Annotated in this window: 17 protein-coding genes and 1 pseudogene; 13 read left to right on the top strand and 5 right to left on the bottom strand. The window is 71.5% G+C overall.

Going from position 1 to position 19029, the window contains the following annotated elements; all coding sequences use genetic code 11:
- Positions 1–32: 32 nt before the first annotated feature.
- Positions 33–1571 carry an ABC transporter permease/substrate-binding protein gene (locus ACMGDM_RS05810; RefSeq protein WP_436803149.1) on the bottom strand — a complete coding sequence of 513 codons (1539 nt, stop codon included), beginning with the start codon at positions 1569–1571 and terminating at the stop codon, positions 33–35.
- Positions 1568–2365, bottom strand: coding sequence for an ATP-binding cassette domain-containing protein (locus tag ACMGDM_RS05805; protein ID WP_436803148.1), 798 nt, complete (start codon positions 2363–2365; stop codon positions 1568–1570). Before ACMGDM_RS05805 ends, ACMGDM_RS05810 begins: the two co-directional genes overlap by 4 nt.
- 60 nt (positions 2366–2425) lie before the next feature.
- Between ACMGDM_RS05805 and ACMGDM_RS05800 the strand changes: the two genes are divergently transcribed.
- A complete protein-coding gene (locus ACMGDM_RS05800) occupies positions 2426–3208 on the top strand; it encodes an SDR family oxidoreductase (protein WP_436803147.1) in 783 nt (260 codons plus the stop codon).
- A gap of 172 nt (positions 3209–3380) precedes the next feature.
- Here ACMGDM_RS05800 and ACMGDM_RS05795 read toward each other — a convergent pair whose 3' ends face one another.
- Positions 3381–3680: a 4a-hydroxytetrahydrobiopterin dehydratase gene (locus ACMGDM_RS05795; RefSeq protein ID WP_436803146.1), complete on the bottom strand. Its 300-nt coding sequence runs from the start codon at positions 3678–3680 to the stop codon at positions 3381–3383.
- A gap of 64 nt (positions 3681–3744) precedes the next feature.
- Between ACMGDM_RS05795 and ACMGDM_RS05790 the strand changes: the two genes are divergently transcribed.
- From ACMGDM_RS05790 to ACMGDM_RS05755, 8 genes and pseudogenes are all read left to right on the top strand, one after another.
- Positions 3745–4155 (top strand): metallopeptidase family protein, encoded by a 411-nt coding sequence (locus tag ACMGDM_RS05790; protein WP_436803145.1) that lies wholly within the window; start codon positions 3745–3747, stop codon positions 4153–4155.
- Entirely contained in the window at positions 4152–4727 is a 576-nt protein-coding gene (ccmA, locus tag ACMGDM_RS05785; protein ID WP_436803144.1) for a heme ABC exporter ATP-binding protein CcmA, read from the top strand. The genes ACMGDM_RS05790 and ccmA overlap by 4 nt, the downstream gene beginning before the upstream one ends.
- A complete protein-coding gene (locus ACMGDM_RS05780; RefSeq protein ID WP_436803143.1) occupies positions 4724–5359 on the top strand; it encodes a heme exporter protein CcmB in 636 nt (211 codons plus the stop codon). Before ccmA ends, ACMGDM_RS05780 begins: the two co-directional genes overlap by 4 nt.
- A 506-nt stretch (positions 5360–5865) precedes the next feature.
- Positions 5866–6090 (top strand): hypothetical protein, encoded by a 225-nt coding sequence (locus tag ACMGDM_RS05775; RefSeq protein WP_436803142.1) that lies wholly within the window; start codon positions 5866–5868, stop codon positions 6088–6090.
- 12 nt (positions 6091–6102) lie between these two features.
- A complete protein-coding gene (locus ACMGDM_RS05770) occupies positions 6103–7860 on the top strand; it encodes an ABC transporter permease (RefSeq protein ID WP_436803141.1) in 1758 nt (585 codons plus the stop codon).
- A gap of 11 nt (positions 7861–7871) precedes the next feature.
- Positions 7872–9158, top strand: a complete 1287-nt coding sequence (locus tag ACMGDM_RS05765; protein WP_436803140.1) for an ABC transporter ATP-binding protein — start codon at positions 7872–7874, stop codon at positions 9156–9158.
- 154 nt (positions 9159–9312) lie between these two features.
- Positions 9313–9765: pseudogene (locus ACMGDM_RS05760) on the top strand (TonB-dependent receptor plug domain-containing protein); the annotation flags it as partial.
- 508 nt (positions 9766–10273) lie between these two features.
- Positions 10274–11674 (top strand): TonB-dependent receptor plug domain-containing protein, encoded by a 1401-nt coding sequence (locus ACMGDM_RS05755; protein ID WP_436803139.1) that lies wholly within the window; start codon positions 10274–10276, stop codon positions 11672–11674.
- Between the two features lie 28 nt (positions 11675–11702).
- Here the strand turns inward: ACMGDM_RS05755 and ACMGDM_RS05750 are convergent, their stop codons facing one another.
- Complete coding sequence (locus ACMGDM_RS05750) at positions 11703–12644, bottom strand: SGNH/GDSL hydrolase family protein (RefSeq protein ID WP_436803138.1); 942 nt, start codon at positions 12642–12644, stop codon at positions 11703–11705.
- Between the two features lie 246 nt (positions 12645–12890).
- Here ACMGDM_RS05750 and ACMGDM_RS05745 point away from each other — a divergent pair, with 246 nt between their 5' ends.
- Together ACMGDM_RS05745 and ACMGDM_RS05740 are read left to right on the top strand one after the other, a co-directional pair.
- The gene (locus ACMGDM_RS05745) at positions 12891–14006 is read left to right on the top strand and encodes an acyltransferase family protein (protein ID WP_436803137.1); all 1116 of its coding nucleotides are present in this window, start codon (positions 12891–12893) and stop codon (positions 14004–14006) included.
- 126 nt (positions 14007–14132) lie between these two features.
- Positions 14133–14765 carry a hypothetical protein gene (locus ACMGDM_RS05740; protein ID WP_436803136.1) on the top strand — a complete coding sequence of 211 codons (633 nt, stop codon included), beginning with the start codon at positions 14133–14135 and terminating at the stop codon, positions 14763–14765.
- Positions 14766–14801: 36 nt separating this feature from the next.
- Here ACMGDM_RS05740 and ACMGDM_RS05735 read toward each other — a convergent pair whose 3' ends face one another.
- A complete protein-coding gene (locus ACMGDM_RS05735) occupies positions 14802–17213 on the bottom strand; it encodes a hypothetical protein (protein ID WP_436803135.1) in 2412 nt (803 codons plus the stop codon).
- Between the two features lie 438 nt (positions 17214–17651).
- Here ACMGDM_RS05735 and ACMGDM_RS05730 point away from each other — a divergent pair, with 438 nt between their 5' ends.
- Positions 17652–18116: a hypothetical protein gene (locus tag ACMGDM_RS05730; protein ID WP_436803134.1), complete on the top strand. Its 465-nt coding sequence runs from the start codon at positions 17652–17654 to the stop codon at positions 18114–18116.
- A 28-nt stretch (positions 18117–18144) separates the two neighbouring features.
- A complete protein-coding gene (locus ACMGDM_RS05725) occupies positions 18145–18888 on the top strand; it encodes a hypothetical protein (RefSeq protein ID WP_436803133.1) in 744 nt (247 codons plus the stop codon).
- Positions 18889–19029: the final 141 nt, after the last annotated feature.

The raw sequence follows: 19029 nt of genomic DNA, 5'->3' as shown, positions 1-19029 counted from the left end.
GGCGACGCTCCTCCCCTGCGGGGGAGCGGCACTCAACCGCCGTCCACCCCGATCCGCTGCGCCAGCCACGCCGCGGCCTGCTCCGGCGAGCGTTTGTCCGCGTCGCGGTCCACCAGATAGTTCGCCCCGCGCATCGCCGCGACCGGTATCCGCCCCAGCAGCGGCGCGAGCGCGGCGCGGAAGCGTGCGTCGCCGCGGCGCGACGGCGCCAGCAGCAGCACCGCATCATAGGATGGGATCGCACCGCGCGGGTCGCGCAGCACGGTCAGTCGCTCCGCCGCGATCCGCCCGTCGGACGAAAAGGCGCTGATCACGTCGGCGCGGCCGCTCGCCAGCGCACGGTACATGAAGGTGGGGCTGTACGGCGTCGCCGCGGCGAAGCGCAGCGGATAGGCCGCGCGGATCGCGCGCCACTCGGGCCGGTCGAGGAACTCGAGGTCGGCGCCGAGTCGCAACCCCGGCGCCGCAGCGACGAGATCGTCCAGCGTGGCGATGCCGCGCGCGCGCGCGTCGGCGCCGCGCATCGCGAAGGCATAGGCATTCTCGAAGCCGAGCGATCCCAGCAAGGTGACCCCGCGCGACCGCTTGGTCCAGCCTGCCAGTTCCGTCACCAGCCGCGCGCGCGGTGGCGTGTCGCGCCGCGCCATCGCGCCGGTCCATAGCGTCCCGGCATAATCGACGTAGACGTCGATCGCGCCGCTCGCCACCGCCCCGAACGCCACCGCCGAGCCGAGCCCGTCGCGGTAGCTCACGATGTAACCAGCGCGCTCGAGCCGCGCCCCGATCAGCCGTGCGAGGATATATTGCTCGGAAAAGTTCTTCGCGCCGACCACCACGGTCCGCTCGCCACCGCCGCTGCGCCACAGCGGCACGCTCGCCGCTGCGCCCGCAGCCGCCAGCAGCGCCAGCGCCGCCGCCATCCGACGCCACTGTCGCCGTCCCGCCGCGCGCTCGGCGAACCCGAGCAGCGCGTCCACCGCCAGCGCCAGCGCCGCCGCGCCGGCGCAGCCCGCCACCACCAGCGTCCAGTTCTGCGTCTGCAACCCGGCGAAGATGAGGTCGCCGAGGCTGGGCTGGCCGACCGTGGTGGAAAGCGTCGCGGCACCGATCGTCCACACCGCCGCGGTGCGGATCCCCGCCATCGCCACCGGCAGCACCAGCGGCACCTCGACCCAGCGCAGCCGCTGCGCCGCGGTCATCCCGATCCCATCCGCGGCGGTGAGCAGCGCGCGATCGATCCCGGCCAGCCCTGTGGCGAGATTCCGCACGATCGGCAGCAGCGCATAGAGCGTCAGCGCGAGCAGCGCGGGCAGGAAGCCGAGCGCGGGCACGCCGCCGCCGATCAGCGACGAGAGCCACAGCAGCGCGGGATAGAAGAGCGCGAGCAGCGCGAGGCTGGGGATGGTCTGCACCAGGCTGGCAAATCCCAGCACCGCCGCGCCGACGCGCGGGCGCCTCGCCGCCACCAGCCCGAGCGGCAGCGCCACCGCCAACGCCAGCAGCAGCGCGGCAAGGGCGAGCAGCAGATGCTGCGCCGCCAGCGCGGGCACGCGTGCAAACGCGTCGCTCACCGCGTCTCCCCCCGCGCCAGAGCGGCGAGTCGCTCCGCCTGCGCGCGCGGCACCGCCACCAGCGCCGCCGCGGTGGCGCCGCCCGCGCCGGCGAGCAGCGCGGCGGGGGTCTCGTCCGCGACGACGCGGCCGCGCTCCATCACCAGCACGCGATCGGCGGCGAGCAGCGCCTCCGCCATGTCGTGCGTCACCATCACCGTGGTCAGCGCGAGATCGCGGTGGAGCCGCAGCACCGACGCCATCAACGCCTCACGCGTGACCGGGTCGAGCGCGCCGAACGGCTCGTCCATCAGCAGCAGTCGCGGCCCCGTCACCAGCGCACGCGCGACGCCGACGCGCTGGCGCTGGCCGCCCGACAGTTCGGCGGGCATCCGGCCAGTCAGGGCGCCGGGGAGGTCGACGAGATCGAGCATCGCGGCGACCCGCTCGGGATCGCGCCGTCCTGCGACGCGGAGCGGCAGCGCGACATTCTCCGCGACGCTGAGGTGCGGGAACAGTCCGACCTCCTGGAAGACATAGCCGACCCGTCGCCGCAGCCGATAGGCCGGCTCGTCCGCGACGTCGGCGCCGTCAAGCGTGACTCGCCCCGCGCCTGGCACCACCAGTCGGTTGATCGCCTTGAGCAAGGTCGACTTGCCCGAGCCCGACGCGCCGACCAGCGCGACGAAGCTGCCCGGCGCGATCGCCAGCGACACGGCATCCACCGCGGCGGTTCCGTCCGCGAAGGTCTTGGAGACCCGCTCGAACGCGATCGCCGGGCCGCTCGCCGGCATGGGCAGCTTTTGTGCTGGCATCGCACGCGACGATGCGGGAAGCCTGCGCGACTAACAAGCGTCAAGACGCGGGAGAGCAGGATGAAGGCGATACTCGTCACCGGCGGGGGCGCGGGGATCGGGCGCGCGGTGGCGCAGCGCTTCGCCGCGGAAGGATGGCGCGTCGGGCTCGCCGACATCGATCAGCGCGCGCTTGCCGACACCGCCGCGCTGCTGCCGCGCGACCGCACCAGCACGCACCAGATGGACGTGCGCGATCCGGCCGAATGGGAGCATGTCCTCGCCGACTTCACCGCGATCAGCGACGGTCGGCTCGACGTGCTGTTTAACAATGCCGGTGTCGCGGCGAGCGGCGCATTCGGCGAGATCGGGATCGAGGCGCTCGACCGCGTGATCGACGTCAACTTCCGCGGCGCCGCTTATGGTGCGCGGCTGGCCTATCCGTATCTGCGCGCGACGCCGGGCTCGTGCCTGCTCAACACCGCCTCGGCCTCGGCAATTTATGGCTCGTCCGGGCTGGCGGCCTATTCGGCGACCAAGTTCGCGGTGCGCGGGCTGACCGAGGCGCTCGACGGCGAGTGGGCGCGCGACGGCATCCGCGTGCGCTCACTGATGCCCGGGTTCATCGACACCGGTCTGCTGTCAGCGCCGGTCGCGGGATCGAACCGCACCGCGCGCGAGGCGGTGGTGGCGGCGGGGCTCGAGTTCACGCCGGTGGAGGAAGTGGCGGAGAAGGCCTGGGCGGCGGCGCAGGGCGACCGGCTCCATACCTTGGTGGGTCCGACCGCGCGGCGACTGGCGTTCGCGGCACGCTGGCTACCGGCGCGGCTGCGCCGATCGATGCAGCGACGCGTGATGGGGTGACTTTTCCGACCCTCCCCGCCCGCGGAGAGGGGCGCCGCCGCGCGAAACGCGGCGGTGAAGGGGCTTTCCGCAAACCCACCGGCTTGCGCGCGGAGAGCCTCCTCCGTCAGCGCTGGCGCGCTGCCACCTCCCGCAGGCGGGAAGGATCTTCAGCGTTCGCAGCGGCGCTGCTTCACCCACCCAAGATCGCGTCGATCGCGGTGGCGAGCTCGATGTCGCGCTCTGACAGGCCGCCGGCGTCATGCGTCGTCAGCGATATCTCCACCCGATTCCACACGTTGCTCCACTCGGGATGGTGGTCGGCGCGCTCGGCCAGCAGCGCTACCTGGGTCATGAAGCCGAACGCCTCGGCGAAGTCGGTGAACACGATCGTACGTGTGATCGCGTCGCGTGCGTCGTCATAATCCCACTCGGGGAGGCCATCCAGCGCGTCGGCGCGCTCGGCCTCGCTGAGTTGTTCGATCCCGGCCATCGTCACGCTCCCGCTCGCCCGCGCCGCTTGCCCCGGGCCGAGCGCGAGCGGTATGGCGCGGACGATGAACGAGCAAGAGTCGATGGGCCCGGCGCCCTCCGCCGCGGCGATCGAGGCGCACGCGCGCGCGGTGATCGCGCGCTTGCCCGCGGCGTTCCGCGCGCATCTCGGCGACGTCGTGCTGCTGGTCGAGGAGGAAGCAGACGAGGAGACGCTCGCCGCGCTCGGGATCGAGCACCCGCTCGATCTCACCGGCGTGTACCACGGTCGCCCGATCGGCGAGAAAAGCGCGTTCGACTCCGCCGCGCTGCCCGATCGCATCCACCTTTATCGACAGGCCATCCTCGCCGAATGGTGCGAGACCGGCGAGCGGCTCGACGACCTCGTCGCGCATGTCACCATCCACGAGATCGGGCATCACTTCGGCCTGAGCGACGACGACATGCACGCGCTCGAAGACGCGGTGACGGATTGACGCTGCTGGCGGCGCGCGGGCTGACGGTGGCGCGTGGCGGTCGCGTCCTTGCCGAGGGTATCGACCTCGCGCTGGCGCGCGGCGACGCGGTGCTGGTGACCGGCGCGAACGGCGCCGGCAAATCGTCGCTGCTGCGCGTACTCGCCGGCCTGCTCGCGCCCGCCGCGGGGACGGTGGTGCGCGACGCCGGCGTGGCGTGGATGGGCGAGGCCGTCGCGCTCGACCCCGAGCGCGCGCTTGCCGACGCGCTGGGTTTCTGGGCGGTGCAGGACCGGGTCAGCGATCCCGCCACGCGCGTTCACGCGGCGTTGGGCGCGGTGGCGCTCGACGATCTCGCCGACGTGCCGGTACGGCTGCTCTCGACCGGGCAGCGCCGCCGCGCCGCGCTGGCGCGCGTGGTCGCGTCGAACGCCGAGGTGTGGCTGCTCGACGAGCCGGCGAGCGGGCTCGATGCCGCGGCGGTGGCGCGGCTCGAGCTGCTGGTGGCGGGGCATCGCGCCAGCGGCGGCGCGGCGGTGGTGACGACGCACCAGCCGCTGGCGCTACCCGACAACACCGAGCTCAGCCTGTGAGCGCGCTGGTCTGGCGCGACGTGCGCCGCTTCTACGCAGGCGGCGGCGCCACCCTGCTGGTCGCCTTCTTCCTGCTGGTGGCGACGCTGTTCCCCTTTGCGATCGGGCCCGATGCGATGCTGCTCGCGCGCGTCGGCGGCGGGGTGATCTGGGCGGCAGCGCTGCTCGCCGCGCTGCTGCCGGTCGAGCGGCTGGTCGCTCCCGACCTCGAGACGGGCGTGATCGACCAGCTCGTGGCGCGCGGGCAGCCGGCCGCGATGATCGCTGCGGCGAAAACGCTCGCGCACTGGCTTGCCTTCGCGCCGCCGCTGCTGCTCGCGTCCGTGGTGGCGGCGGCGCTGTTCGACCTGTCCGCGGCGCAGCTCGCGCGCGTGTTGGCGGGACTGGCGCTGGGAACGCCGGGGCTGGCGGCACTGGCGGTGGCGACCGCCGCGCTCACCGCGGGCGTGCGCGGTGCCGGTGCGGTGGCGGGGTTGGTGATGCTGCCGCTGGCGGTGCCGCTGCTGATCTTCGGCGCGGGGGCGCTGGCCGGGGAAAGCGGGGGGCTTCAGCTGCTCGCCGCGACCAGCCTGGTGCTGCTGGTCGGCGGTCCGGTCGCGGCGGGAGCGGCGATCCGGGCGGGCGTGGAGTGAGCGGTGCGCGCGCCCTCGTCGGTCTCGATGGCGGCGGCGTGCTGGAACGAGGGGGGAGTGGCGGGCGTCGCGCACGTCCGGAGAGCTGCGGCTCTGCCATGTCGCGCTCGACCCGGTAGGTATCGCGCCGCGAGCGCCACAGCGGTGGCGTCCGCGGGTCGCTGGATCCGGCCAAGCCCGTGCTGACGGTGCGGATGGTCGAGACCGCGACCGTGCCGCGGGTGACGCAAATCCCCATTCTGAGCCTCTGTCCCGCAGCGGCGGGGGCTTGATCCACGTTGGTACGGGCGTAAGGGCGAGGCCATCGCGCGCTCCCGCGCGACTCGGAGAAACGCGCCACGATGCCCCGATCTAGTCCCTTGTCCGACGACGGAGACAGTCGAAGCTTCCGCTTCGCCGTCACCGCACGTCAGCGCACGGGTCCGTCGGTGGCTCGCGAGGTCGGCACGCGCTGACCTGAGCCGACCGCCAGCGGATCCGTCGCCGGAATTCCAATGGAGGTCGCCATGACCCAGAACGATTCGCGCCTGGCCTTGCGCGCGCTCGATCCACGCCTGTCCGCCCAGCACGGGCCCAACCAACAGCGGCGCGAGCGCCGCGCGGCGGCCCGCGCGCGAGCCGTCCGCGTCGCGCTCAGCGCCGCACCGCTGCACCGCGCGCGGCTGCTGCGCGCGATCGTGACGGGTGGCGCGCGCGTCGGCCATCACGCCGCCACCCGCCGCGTCGCCTGAGGCGCTCCCGTCATGGTGCTCCTCCCGCTCCGCCGTGCCGCGACGCCGCCGGGGGCGCGTCGGATCGCGTTCGGCTGGCCCGATCTCGCGCTGTTTGCGCTGCTCGCCGGCCTCGGTGCCGCGCTCGCCGCCGGCGCGCATGACGCGGTCGAGCCGCTGCGCCGGCTCCAGCTCGAGCCGATCACGCTCGATCCGCGCGCACTGCCCTATTACGCGCTGCTCACCACGCTGCGGCTGTTCGCCGCGCTTGCCGCCTCGCTCGTGTTCAGCGTGGTGGTCGCCACCGCCGCGGCCAAGAGTCGCCGTGCCGAGCTGGTGATCGTTCCCGCGCTCGATATCCTCCAGTCGGTGCCGGTGCTGGGCTTCCTCACCTTCACCGTCACCGCCTTCATGGGGCTGTTCCCGGGCAGCCGGCTGGGGGTGGAGTGCGCCGCCATCTTCGCGATCTTCACCAGCCAGGCCTGGAACATCGCGCTGAGCCTCTACCAGTCGCTGCGCCAGGTGCCCGACGACCTCGCCGAGGTGGCGCGCGGCTTCGGTCTGTCGCCGCTGCGGCGGCTGCTGCGGGTGGAGCTGCCCTTCGCCGCGCCGGGGCTGGTGTGGAACGCGATGCTGTCGATGTCGGGCGGCTGGTTCTTCGTGGTCGCCTCGGAGGCGATCAGCGTCGGGCGGACCCAGGTGATGTTGCCCGGCGTCGGCTCGTGGCTGGGCGTCGCGATCGAGCGCCGCGATCTCGGCGCGGTGGCGCTCGCGGTCGCGACGATGGCGGCGGTGATCCTGCTCTACGACCAGCTCGTGTTCCGGCCCGCGATCGCCTGGGCGGATCGCTTCCGGGTCGAGCAGACCGCCAGCGTCGCGCCGCCGCGCTCCTGGCTGTTCGACGTGCTGCGGCGCGCGCGGCTGCTCCCCACGCTGGTGGCGCCGTGGCGCGCGCTGGCGAGCGCGGTGCTGCTGCTCGATCCCGCCCCGCGCGGCCATGCGCCGGTGCGCGTGTTCGGCCGACGCGACGCGGACCAGGCACGCGCCGCGCGCGCGCAGCGCTGGTGGCAGGTCGCGGTGGCGCTCGCCGCGGCGGGCGCGGCGCTGCTGGCGGCGCGCTATCTCGCCGCGCGGCTGTCGCTCGGCGACGCGCTGCTGGTGGCGCGGCTGGCGTTCTACACCTTGGTGCGCGTCGCGGTGCTGATCGTCGTCGCCAGCCTGATCTGGGTGCCGATCGGCGTGTGGATCGGGCTCAACCCGCGCTGGACCGCGCGCGCGCAGCCGATCGCGCAATTCCTCGCGGCCTTCCCCGCCAACGTGCTGTTTCCGGTCGCGGTGGTGCTGATCGTGCGCTGGCACGCCGATCCGGATATCTGGCTCACCCCGCTCATCGGGCTGGGTACGCAATGGTACATCCTGTTCAACGTCATCGCGGGTGCCAGCGCGATCCCGAGCGACCTGCGCGAGGCGGCGCGGCTGTTCGGGCTCGGCGGCTGGGCGTGGTGGCGGCGGCTGATCCTGCCCGCGATCTTCCCTTATTACGTCACCGGCGCGCTGACCGCGAGCGGGGGCTCGTGGAACGCCAGCATCGTCGCCGAGGCGGTGAGCTGGGGCAGCACCCGGCTGACCGCGGCGGGGCTGGGGAGCTATATCGCCGAGGCCACTGCGGCGGGCGACGAGGCGCGTGTGCTGCTCGGCATCCTGGTGATGGCCGCGCTGGTGATCGCGATCAACCGGGCGCTGTTCCGCCCGCTCTACCGGCTGGCCGAGCGCCGGCTGCGGCTGTCGTGAAGGACGCGGGCATGACGCATTCTCATCTTCCCCTCGTCACCGTCGAGGCGCTGAGCCACCGCTACGGCGGCAGCGACGGGCCGCCGATCCTCGACGATGTCGCGCTCACCGTGCACGAGCGCGAGGTGGTGGCGCTGCTCGGCCGCTCGGGTTCGGGCAAGTCGACGCTGCTGCGCTCGATCGCCGGCCTGGTCACGCCCGACGCCGGGACGCTGCGCTTCACGCCCGGCGCGGACGGACGCGCGCGCTCGGTGGCGATGGTGTTCCAGTCGTTCGCGCTGATGCCGTGGCTCACCGTGTTGCAGAATGTCGAGCTCGGGCTTGAGGCCAAGAAGGTGCCCGCCGCCGAGCGACGCCACCGCGCGCTCGCCGCGATCGACCTGATCGGGCTCGACGGGTTCGAGAACGCCTTTCCGCGCGAACTGTCGGGCGGCATGCGCCAGCGCGTCGGACTGGCGCGTGCGCTCGTCGTGGAGCCGTCGCTGCTGCTGATGGACGAGCCTTTCTCCGCGCTCGACGTGCTCACCGCCGAGACGCTGCGCAGCGACCTGATCGAATGGTGGGGCGACGGGCGGCTCGGCATCGCAGCGATGCTGATCGTCACGCACAATATCGAGGAAGCGGTGCTGATGAGCGACCGCGTGCTGGTGCTCTCCTCCAACCCCGGCCGGATCGTCGCCGAGTTTCGCATCGATCTGCCGCAGCCACGTGACCGGCTCGATCCCGCCTTCCGCGACCTGGTGGAGCAGATCTATGCGCGCATGACGCAGCGCGCCGCACCCGCGACGGAGGCGGCGCAGGCCGCCGTGCCGGTGCACGCGCTCGCGCCGGTGTCGGTCACCGCGCTCGCGGGGCTGATCGAGGAGGTGGAGGCGGCGCCCTTCGCCGGGCGCGCACCGCTCGCGGCGCTGGGCGACACGCTCCAGCTCGAGGTCGACGAGCTGTTCCCGATCGTCGAAACGTTGCAGCAGCTCGGCTTCGTGGCGCTGGGCGAGGGCGAGGTGGTGCTGAGCGCGGCGGGCGCGGCATTCGCGCAGGAGGACATCGACCAGCGCAAGGCGATGTTCCGCACCGCGCTGCTGCGTCATGTGCCGCTCGCGGGCGCGATCCGGTCCGCGCTGGATGAGCGCGCCGGACACCAGGCGCCCGCGCGGCTGTTTCGCGACGGGCTGGAGGACGTGCTGTCCCCTGATTTCGCGGATGCGACGCTGCGCGCGGTCACAGAATGGGGCCGCTACGCCGAGCTCTTCGCCTATGACGAGGCCGGCGACCTGTTCACGCTCGACGATCCCGGGTGATCCGTTCGGCGTGGCGCAAAGTCGCGCTTGGCCGGCGGCAAGATAAGCCACGGCGCGCGCGCGCCGTGGCCGACCCGCGCCTTCCTATGAAACGCTGACGTGCCGCGCCGCGCGTCAGGGGAACGATCGCGCCGCGGCCTCACCGAGGAGACCGATGATGCCGCAAGACGCCGCCCGCCTGTCCGCCGCCGCGCTCGCCGCCGCGCTGGCGACGGCGCCTGCGGTCGCGCAGCAGCGGCCGGACGCGCCGACCGAGGCGAGCGCCGAGGTGGTGGTGACCGGCACGCGCGATCCGACGATCACCGCGCAGCAGAGCGCCAGTCCGATCACGATCGTGTCCGATGCCGAGCTGCGCGCGACGGGGCAGCCTGACCTGCGCGACGCGCTGGTCCAGCTGGTGCCCTCGCTGTCGCGCCCGCTCCACGGGCTCGATCAGGCCTCGCTGATCGATGCGATCAGCCTGCGCGGGCTTACCGCCGACCAGACGCTGGTGCTGGTCAATGGCAAGCGCCGCCATCCTACCGCCGCGGTCAACCTCGACCCCGGCCCGCAGCAGGGCACCGCGCCGGTCGACCTCGACCTGCTGCCCGCCCCGGCGATCGCGCGGGTCGAGGTGCTGGAGGACGGCGCGGCGGCTCAATATGGCTCGGACGCGATCGCGGGCGTGATCAATCTCATCCTGCGCGAGGACGTTGCCGCGACGGCGAGCGTGCTGGCGGGCGCGACCTATGCCGGCGGCGGCTTTTCCACCACCGCCTCGGCAGGCGCCGGCGTGGGGCTCGGCGGGCGCGGCCACGCGCGCTGGAGCGCCGAGCTGGTCCACCGTGACCGCACCGACCGCGAGGGGCGCGACACGCGCACCGGGCTGTACGACAATCCCGCGATCGGGTCCCCGCGCACCACCCGCGCCGCGCTCGCGCTCGAGGTGGCCTACCGGCTCGGCGCGGTGGAGCTGTACGGCGATGCCAGCTACGCGCGCCGCGACGCCGGTCGGTTCGCCTTCCGCCGCCTCGGTCAGGTGCTCCCGGCGATCTACCCGAAGGGCTTCCAGCCCGAGGAGACGATCGCGGAAAAGGACGCCGCCGCGACGCTGGGGCTGCGCGGCGACGACCTGCTTGGCTGGCACTGGGATCTCAGCACCACCTACGGCGGCGACCGAATGGCGCTCGGGCTGCGGGATACCCGCCAACACCGGTCTCTATGCCGCCACCGGTGCGACCCCGACGGCGGTGGCGATCGGGCGCTACCGGCTGACGCAATGGACCAGCGTGCTCGACGTGCGCCGGCCGATCGCGCTGCCGCTGCTCGCCGCACCGCTCCACCTCGCGCTGGGTGCGGAATATCGCCGCGAGCGCTACGCGATCGATCCGGGCGAGCCGGCCGCTTATGTGCTCGGCGGCACGCAGGGCTACCAGGGACTCTCGCCCGACGATCGCACCGCCGCGACGCGCGGTGTCGCGGCGGGCTATGCCGATGTCACGGCGCCGCTCGCGAAACACTGGCGGGTCGACGTCGCCGGGCGCTACGAACATTATGACGATGCCGGCGCGACGCTGACCGGCAGGCTGGCGACGCGGCTGGCGCTCTCCGACGCGGTCGCGCTGCGGGCCAGTGCGGGCACCGGCTTCCGTGCGCCGACGCTGGCGCAGACCCATTTCAGCAGCATCGTCGTCTCGCCCAGCTATGCCAACGCGCAGGTGGCGGTGACCGCGCCCGCCGCGCGCGCGCTCGGGGCCGCACCGCTGCGCCCGGAGCATTCGACGCATTATGCCGCGGGAACGGTGGTGCACGTGCGCGATGCGCTCGACCTCACGCTCGACGCCTATCAGATCACGCTGCGCGACCGGATCGTCGCGGGCGGGGCGTATAACGGCCGCGCCGCGCTCGACGCGCTCGCGCTGCAAGGCGTCACGCTTCCCACCGGGCTGACGCCGGAGAGCACCGCGGTGCAATATTACGCCAACGGGGTGCGGACGCGCACGCGCGGGCTGGATCTGACGCTGCGCCACCGTGCCCGGCTGTCAGGCGGTGCGACGCTCGACAGGGACGTGGCGGCGAGCGTCGGACGGACCGCGTTGCTCCGGGTCGACTGCGACCGCAACGGCCGCGCGCTGCTCAACGCGCAGGGGATCGGCTATCTCACCACCGCCTACCCGGCCTCGAAGATCGTCGCTGGCGCCACCCTGACGGCGCCGCGCTGGACCGTCGCGCTGCACGAACTCCGCTACGGCGCCACCCGATCGCAGCTGACCTATTACGCCGGGCCCGACGCCTTCTCGACCGAGCGGTTCCGCGACTTCGTCGGCGCCCCGCGCTGGGTAACCAACGTCGAGGTCGGCTATCAACTCGCGCCCCGGCTTCGTGCGGCGGCGGGGGCCAGTAACCTGTTCGACGCCTATCCATCGCGGATACCGGCGGAGAATTCATATATTGGCGCGATGCGCTACGACCTGACCGGCCAGCAGCTCGGCCAGGACGGCGGCTTCTATTATCTCCGTCTCCGGCTGGGCGCATGAGCCGCGCGCCGCGGCCCCGCGCCGGCCCTTATTTCAGCAGCGCGTCGAGCGCCTTGGCGTAGATCAGTGCGAGCTTGCCCTGGCCACCGGCCCCGCCGGGCGCGCCATCGGTGGGGTGAAGCCCGTCCTTGTAGAGCGTCTTGTCGAGCGGGGCCGCGTCCGGCCCCATCACCGGATCGGCGGCGAAGTCGATCACCGCGTCGATCTCGTGGCCGACCGCCGCGCGGATCTCGGCGTTGACGATTTGGCGACGCTCGGCGTGGAGCGCGGTGTAGCGCGGCTGCTCGGGGATGTTGATCGGCAGCAACGTGCCCACCGCGACCTTGATGCCCGCCGCCTTGAACCGCGCGGTATAGCGCCACAGTTGCTCAAGCCAGGCACGCGCGCCGCTGGCGCCCTGAAGGTCGTTGGCGCCGATCAGCACGGTGAGCACGCGCGGATGGAGCGCGAGATCGGCGTCGGCGCGCGCCTCGAGATCGTTGACGCCCGAGCCGCCTACCGCCTTGCCGTGGAAGGTCACCTTGGGGTGCGACGCGGCATAGATGCCGGTGTGGTTGCCGCCCCAGAAGACCGAGATCGAGTCACCCTCGGAGACGACGCCGTTGCCCACCGGCGTGGTGGCAGCCGGCGCCGGATCGGGAGCGGGGCTGGGGCTGGGAGCGGAGCTCGGGCTGGGCGTCGGCTCGGGAGCGGCCGCAGGAGCAGGCGCGGGCGCGACCGCCGCGGGAGCGGCTGCGACCGGGGCGACGACCGGTGCCGCGACCGGCACCTCGACCGACACCGCTGCGGCCGGCGCCGCGACGATCGCCGGCGCCGCCACCACGGCGACGGGGGCGGGCAGCGATGCCGCCGCGGCGCTCCCGCCGCCACCGCCGCACGCGGACAGCAACGCGAGCGCGAGCACCGGGGCGATCGGGTGCGAGAGCGACGTCGACCGGGCGGAGGCGCGGCGGGTCGGCGGGGTCGTCATGGCAGCCTTCTCCTGTGCCGCGGCGCGGCAAGGGTTGGTTACCGCGGCGTGGTTGACGAAGGGTAAACATTGCCAACCCGGCGCAGGGCGGCGACTGTCCAAAACTGGAGCAGATGGCCCGTTAAAGCAAATGTAAGCTGCGTCGTGCCAGGGCTCGCCCGGTGGTATCAACCGCTCACCCGCCGTGTCGAGCCGCCAGCGACTCCATCGCGTGACCGGGTGACTGGATCGAGCGGGGGCGACGACTTGGCGAGACATGGCGACGCGTCGTCCGCGTCGGTGGGACATATCGCGCCGCTCGATGGCATTCGCGCACTCGCAGTGGTGACCGTCATGCTGTCGCATGCCGGACTCGAGCGAGTCGTTCCCGGCGGGCTCGGCGTCTCCGCCTTTTTCTTCCTCTCGGGTTATCTCATCACCACGCTGATGCGGGTGGAGCAGGCGCGCACCATGGCGGTGAGCCTGCGGGGCTTCTACGCGCGGCGCGTGCTGCGGATCGTGCCGCCGATGTGGCTCACCCTGGGGTTGGCGCTGCTGCTGGTGCTCGCCGGCGTGTTGCCCGCGACCGGTGGTGACGGGCTCGACGCGCGCGCGCTGGCGGCGCAGTTCCTGTTCTTCAACAATTATACCGACACCTTCGGCCTGAGCGGCGGCGTGCCCGGCATGCCGGTCTGGTCGCTCGCGGTGGAGGAACATTATTACCTCGCCTTCCCGCTGCTGTACGTCGCGGTGCTGCGGCGATTGCCCGGGCCGCACGCGGCACGGCTGTGCCTCGGACTGTGTGTCCTCGTGGTGGTGGTGCGCGGCGCACACGCGCTGACGGGCGCGCCGCTCGACGCTCTCTATTACTGGTCGCACACGCGGATCGACAGCATCCTCGCGGGATCGTGCCTTGCGCTGTATCGCAATCCCGTGCTCGACGGCGCCGCGGCATGGCGTCCACGCCCGCGCGAGGTGGCGCTGGCGGTGCTGCTGCTGCTGGGCACGCTGCTGATCCGCGATGAGCTGTTCCGGCAGACGGTGCGTTACTCGTTCCAGTCGCTCGCCTTTTTCGTGCTGTTCGCGGCGGTGCTGCAATCGCGCGGGCGGGTGGTGCGCTGGCTGTCGTGCGCGCCGATGAAGCTTGTGGGCGATTATTCCTACAGCCTGTACCTGTCGCACCTGCTGCTGCTGACGCTGGTGATGGCGCTGACCGGCATTGCCAGCCGCGGCGCGGCGGCGGTGATCGCGTACCCGCTCGCGTTCGTCTACGCCGCGGCGATGTACCGCTGGGTCGATCAACCGCTGGCGCGCGTGCGGCGCGCGCTGCACCAGGGGGGTTATCGGCTGCGTCCGATGGCGGCGCGCACCGTGGTGGTTTAACGTCGCGTCGGCGCCACCTTGGGTAACGGCGCGCCGCCGCGGCTCGCGCGTCGGCGAGCACGACCTATGCTGGAAGCAGCACGCGCTGGCATCGAGGGGCCCGGCGCGCGCGATAGCTACCGAGGCATGCGCATGTCGGAACCCTTCTCTGCGTTCCTCCAACTGCGGTGCAGCCGCGCGGCGCTGACGCGATGGCTCGATGCGGCGCCGACCTATGCCAGCCGATGGCGCGACTGGCGCGACATCGGCGGGCGATGGTCGCTCCGCGACGGCGAGTCGCTCGATCACGCGACCGACGCGACACTGGTCGGGCTGGTGCACGACGCCGACGCGCTGATCGGCCGCTTCGCCGACAATCGCGCCTTCGTCCGCCGATTGCTGTGGCATCCCTGCGGTATGACCGAGTTCCAGCTGGCGAGCTTCGATAGCGACGAGACCTTCGTGGCCGGCTGCGTCGAATATAGCGAGTCGCTGGTCGATATCTTGGCGTTCCACGCGATCGTGCGTGGCGCTGCGGATCATCTCGGCCAGTCCGGCAGCGGCGCCGCGTTGGTCCATAACTTTGTCTGGGGTATGTTCCACGAGGCGCCGACAGCGGGAGCGGCGCGACTGACCCCCGCCGACCCGAACTATCTCGTCCCCGCGCCGGAGCGGGAAGCGATCGTGGCGCTGTTCCAGCCGATCGTCGACGCATTGCTTGAACAACGGGTGCCGGATGGATTCACGACGCTCGTCGCACCCGGCCTGCTGGCCGCCTGATGCGCGCGGGCACGCTGGCGCGGCGTGCTAGCCTTCTCACTTCGCCTTCTTGCCCGCGCTGGCCGGCACCGTCACCTTCACCACGTCGTCGGGCGCGTCGTGGAGCTTGAGGTACAGCGCCCCCGCGACCGGGTGCGGGACGGCGAGCTCGCCGCCGACGAAGCCGAGCGGCACGGTCTCCGCCTTCTGGAACGCGGCGTCGCCCGCCACCGCCGCGATCAGGAACAGCTCCTGCCCGCGCAGCGTGCAGGTCGCGCCGTCGCACGCCAGCTCGGTGAGCTCGGGCAACCGCACCACGCGCGCGAGCGGTTGCCAGTCGCCGACCAGCTCCCCTTGAACCAGCCGCAGCTTGAGCGCACCGGTCGCGGCTGCGCCGAGCGCCTCGCGCGGCGAGAAGCTGGCCACCGCGACGTCGCTGCCGATCAGCTGGAGCTTGCCGCTCGCGACGCTGAGCTTGGCGCTGGCGCTGTCGTCCGCGGTGGCGATCTCGATCAGATCGCCCGCGCTCAGCCGCGTGTTGACCGCGCGCGCGGAAAAGGTGAGCGTCGCCTCGGGGGCGAGCGCGAACGCGGGCAGCTCTAGCGCCAGCCGATTGGGTGTCGTTGGCGACGCCACGCTGCGGCTGACGAGTTCGAGCCGCGGCCGCGGCGGGGTGATGGTCGCGCGCACCGTCGTGGTGCGGCCGTCCTTGAGCGTCACCTTGGCGTCGCTCGTGCCGGTCGACACCGTCTCGGTATTGGCCAGCGTGGTGAGCGCGAGCCGGTCGCTGCCGCTGATGTCGCGCGACAGTGCGCCTGCGGTGAAGGTCAGCCCCGCCACCTCCAGGGAGGCGACCTGGTCGAGCCGCGCGCCGACCAGCCGACCTTCCTTGTCGCCGGTGTAGAGCGTGAATCCCTCGAGCCGGCTCGCCTCGCTCTGCCCCTTGAGCGTCAGCTGCGCCGGTGCGGTGGCGCCATAATGCGAGATCAGCAGGGTGAGATCGCCGGGGCGGGTGCGCTGGAGCGGCAGCGTGGCGGTGAGCTCGTCCGGCGCGCTCGCCTTCCACGTCACCGGCTTGACCGTGCCCGAACGATCGCGCAGCGCGACCTGCTCGACGCATGCGGCCGCGCCGCCCTGCAGCGTCAGCGGTGCGTCGCGGCCGACCACCACCGTCTCGTCGGGCTTGGGCTGCCACGCGGCGGCAGCGCCGTTCTGGAGCGGGAAGCGCGGGCCGGTGAACGTGTCGAAGCCCCAGCGACCGGTCAGCGTCGCCTCGCCTATCGCGCCGGCGCCGACCTTCTGCGCCTCCGGCCCGACCACCAGCCCGCCGCGCTCGGCGTCGGCGGTGAGCGGCAGCTCCACCGTCTTGCCGTCCGCCAGCGCCAGCCGCAGCGTCAGCGCGCGCGCGTAATCGGTCGCGAACACCAGCGGTGCGTCCTCCAGCGGCAGCACCAGCCCAGGCCGGGCGAGGCACACCGCGTCCTTGAGCGCGGCGCGCAGCGGCGGCGGTGCGGACGATCCGATCGGCGGCAGCGGCGCGACCAGGACCGACTTGGGGTTCTGGAATGACGGCGGCGTGTTGAGCTGGAGCCGCAGCCGCTCGTTCTGCCCCACCGCCAGCGCGGGCGAATATTGATAGTCGGCGCTGCGGAACACGCCGAACAGCCGGGCGAAGTCGCGCGCCAGCGAGATATAGGGGCTGAACTCGCCCGCGCCGCCCTCCTTAGTGGCGGCGAGACTGTAGGCGAACTGCGTGGTGGTGCCGCCGATCACGTCGATCAGCGAGGCCGCGCCGCCGCCGGTCTGGAGCACCATGCCGTCGCGGTTCTGCGTCAGGCACGAGGCCTGGAGCGCGCGGCTGCGCGCGAGGCAGTCGGCGTTGAGCTTGATCCCGAGCGAGCCGGCGAGCGCGGTGGAGACGGGGACGAGCCGCTCGGGCGCGCTCTCCTCGACGCGCGCGACGCCGTTGACGAAGGTCTCCAGCCGGGCGCGGTCGAGCGAGGCCTGGTAGAGGTCCTGCGCGGCGCGGACGAACACGCCGGGGCGGCCGCGCACCGCCTTGACCAAAGCGTTGTAACCGCCGCCGGTCTCGGGCGCCATCAGCGCGATCGCCTGCTGCGCGCCCTCGGGCACCTTGACGCGGAGCGTGGCCTTCTTGGGGTTCCACGTCTCGGCCTCGTAGAACCAGTTCTTGGGCGGCGGGTTGGTCGCGCCGCGCAGGAAGACGAGGACGAGCAGGTAGCGCGCCGCCTGGTCGGCGGGGAGGTCGGCCTTGAGCTCGAGCTGGTCGCCGACGCGCAAGCTCGGCACCTGTCCGATCGGCAGCGTCACCTTGTCGCGCGTCACCGCCATGGTCAGCGCCGGGCCGGCGAGATCGAAGCTGTTGCCCTGCGCGCTCGCCGCAACGGCCGAGAACAGGAGCGACGAGAGCGCCAGCAGCGCCAGCAAGCGTTGGAGAAGAAGCCGCATCACCCCTCGCTATAGCCCAGCCGCGCGCGCCGGCGCCACCGCCGCCGTGGGTGGCGCGCGATCTGGGCGAGGATGCGGCGGCGGGATGGGGATGATGGGGCGAGCGGGCGCGGGCAGCCTCGAATGTTGAGTGAGGTTGGAGCGAATGTTGCGAATGTTGAGTCGCTGGCGGGGTTGCGCGCAGGTGCGGGGCGAGGGCGGCAGGGACGGCACGACGCGAGTGTGCCGGAAGCGGGCGACGTAGGACAGGGCGTGGGTGCACGGTCGGGGTGAGCTAGTGTCTCGCCGTAATGAGCCAGCGTGGCGTCATAGTTATGGTGAGAGATCGCGGCCAGGGCGTTGATTACGGGATAGTTCCAGTGGTGCTACGCATAATCAATCACTTGTTTGAGTCTGTTAGACTTACGTATAATAATTAAGATAGCTACCAGAACGCCGGTGTCTGTGCCGGTATTTGGAGTATTGGTCAAACGGAAGATCGGCCTGTGCATCTTGGTGGCGGCCTCGATCGCGAGTGCATCCGCGTCCGCGGCGAAGGTCTCGATGACGTTCAAGAACCTGGGTGATAAGAAGATTTCGGTGAGCAAGACGAGTCTTTGTGGGAAGCTATTACCTGCCCCCACTGATATCAACCCGGGGGACACTTCGGTGCAATCTAGCACAGATTGCGGTGGCACGGTTTCGTCCGCCTACGTCGATTACAAGAATGGAGCTGACGTCTGCCGTTTCGTGATAAGCACGATATACACCAATCCGAATTCGATCACGGGCGCCGCTGGCTATTGGACAGGAGCGGCGAACGCGACCGCCAACTCAGGTTCACCTACCTGCAAAGTCGAATCCAGAGATACGTCGACCACTGCCACCGACGGCGACTTCGGCGCAGTTTTTTCGATGAAGTGACCGCACGCAACAGCGAACGGAGGTAACAATGCAAATTTCAGCAACACTCAGCAGCACCGCTTACGCGATCTCGTCGTCGCCGGCGCTCGTTCCGGCACGTCAGACTGGCGAGCGAAAGGCCAATGATGCGTCCGCGGCTCCGGCATCAGCGACGCCGACCGATAAGGAGAGCTTCACCGACACGGGCAATCGCGCGCGCCAGCTGCTCGACGCCAAATACGCCGACGCGGCAAAGGCCGGTACGCGCATCAAGTACGACATGGCGGAGCAGGGCGTTCGCGCCGATTACTCTTCCTTCTCCGATCAGGAGGTCGCTGCCATCGCGCTCAACCGCGATGGGCGCTTCAACGCGGACGAGAGCGGCTGGGCCCGTGCCGAGCTCGGCGGGCGTGTGGCAGTCGCTCTCCAACCGCTCGACGACGCCGTCATGCACGGTCACGATCGTCGCGGTCATGCGCTGGCGATCAACCTGTTGTACAATGGCATGACTCAGGAGGTACGCGCCGCGCTTCACTGGGACGAGGCGATGATGGTCTCTAACAACGAGATGCTGACGCGCGATACGAGAGATCATGGTGCGATCGATCGCCAATCTGTGCTGCAGCTAGTGCTGAACACACGCTCGCATGGCCGACCGCTGGGAGTTGAGTTCCTCGACAAGGGCGAAAACTTCAACTTTGACTGGTCGCCCTTGTTCTACACGCCGTCCACCTTCGCGAGGAAGGACGCGGCACCCGCCGAGGAGTCGATCAGCGCCGCGTCGAAGCACTGAGCCGCGCGCCGCGGCGGGCGCGTGCCCGTCGCGGCGTTTCGGCAAGCAAGCAGGATGGACCTCGGGGCTCCACCGCGACAGCCGCTTAGGTCGCGCACCCTTCGATGAAGCAACGATGTCCACCAGCGAACGGAGGTGACA

The organism is Sphingomonas larreae, from assembly GCF_051400595.1.
Classification (GTDB): domain Bacteria; phylum Pseudomonadota; class Alphaproteobacteria; order Sphingomonadales; family Sphingomonadaceae; genus Sphingomonas.
The sequence above is the reverse complement of the archived record's forward strand: the minus strand, read 5'-3'. Positions and strand labels throughout refer to the sequence as shown.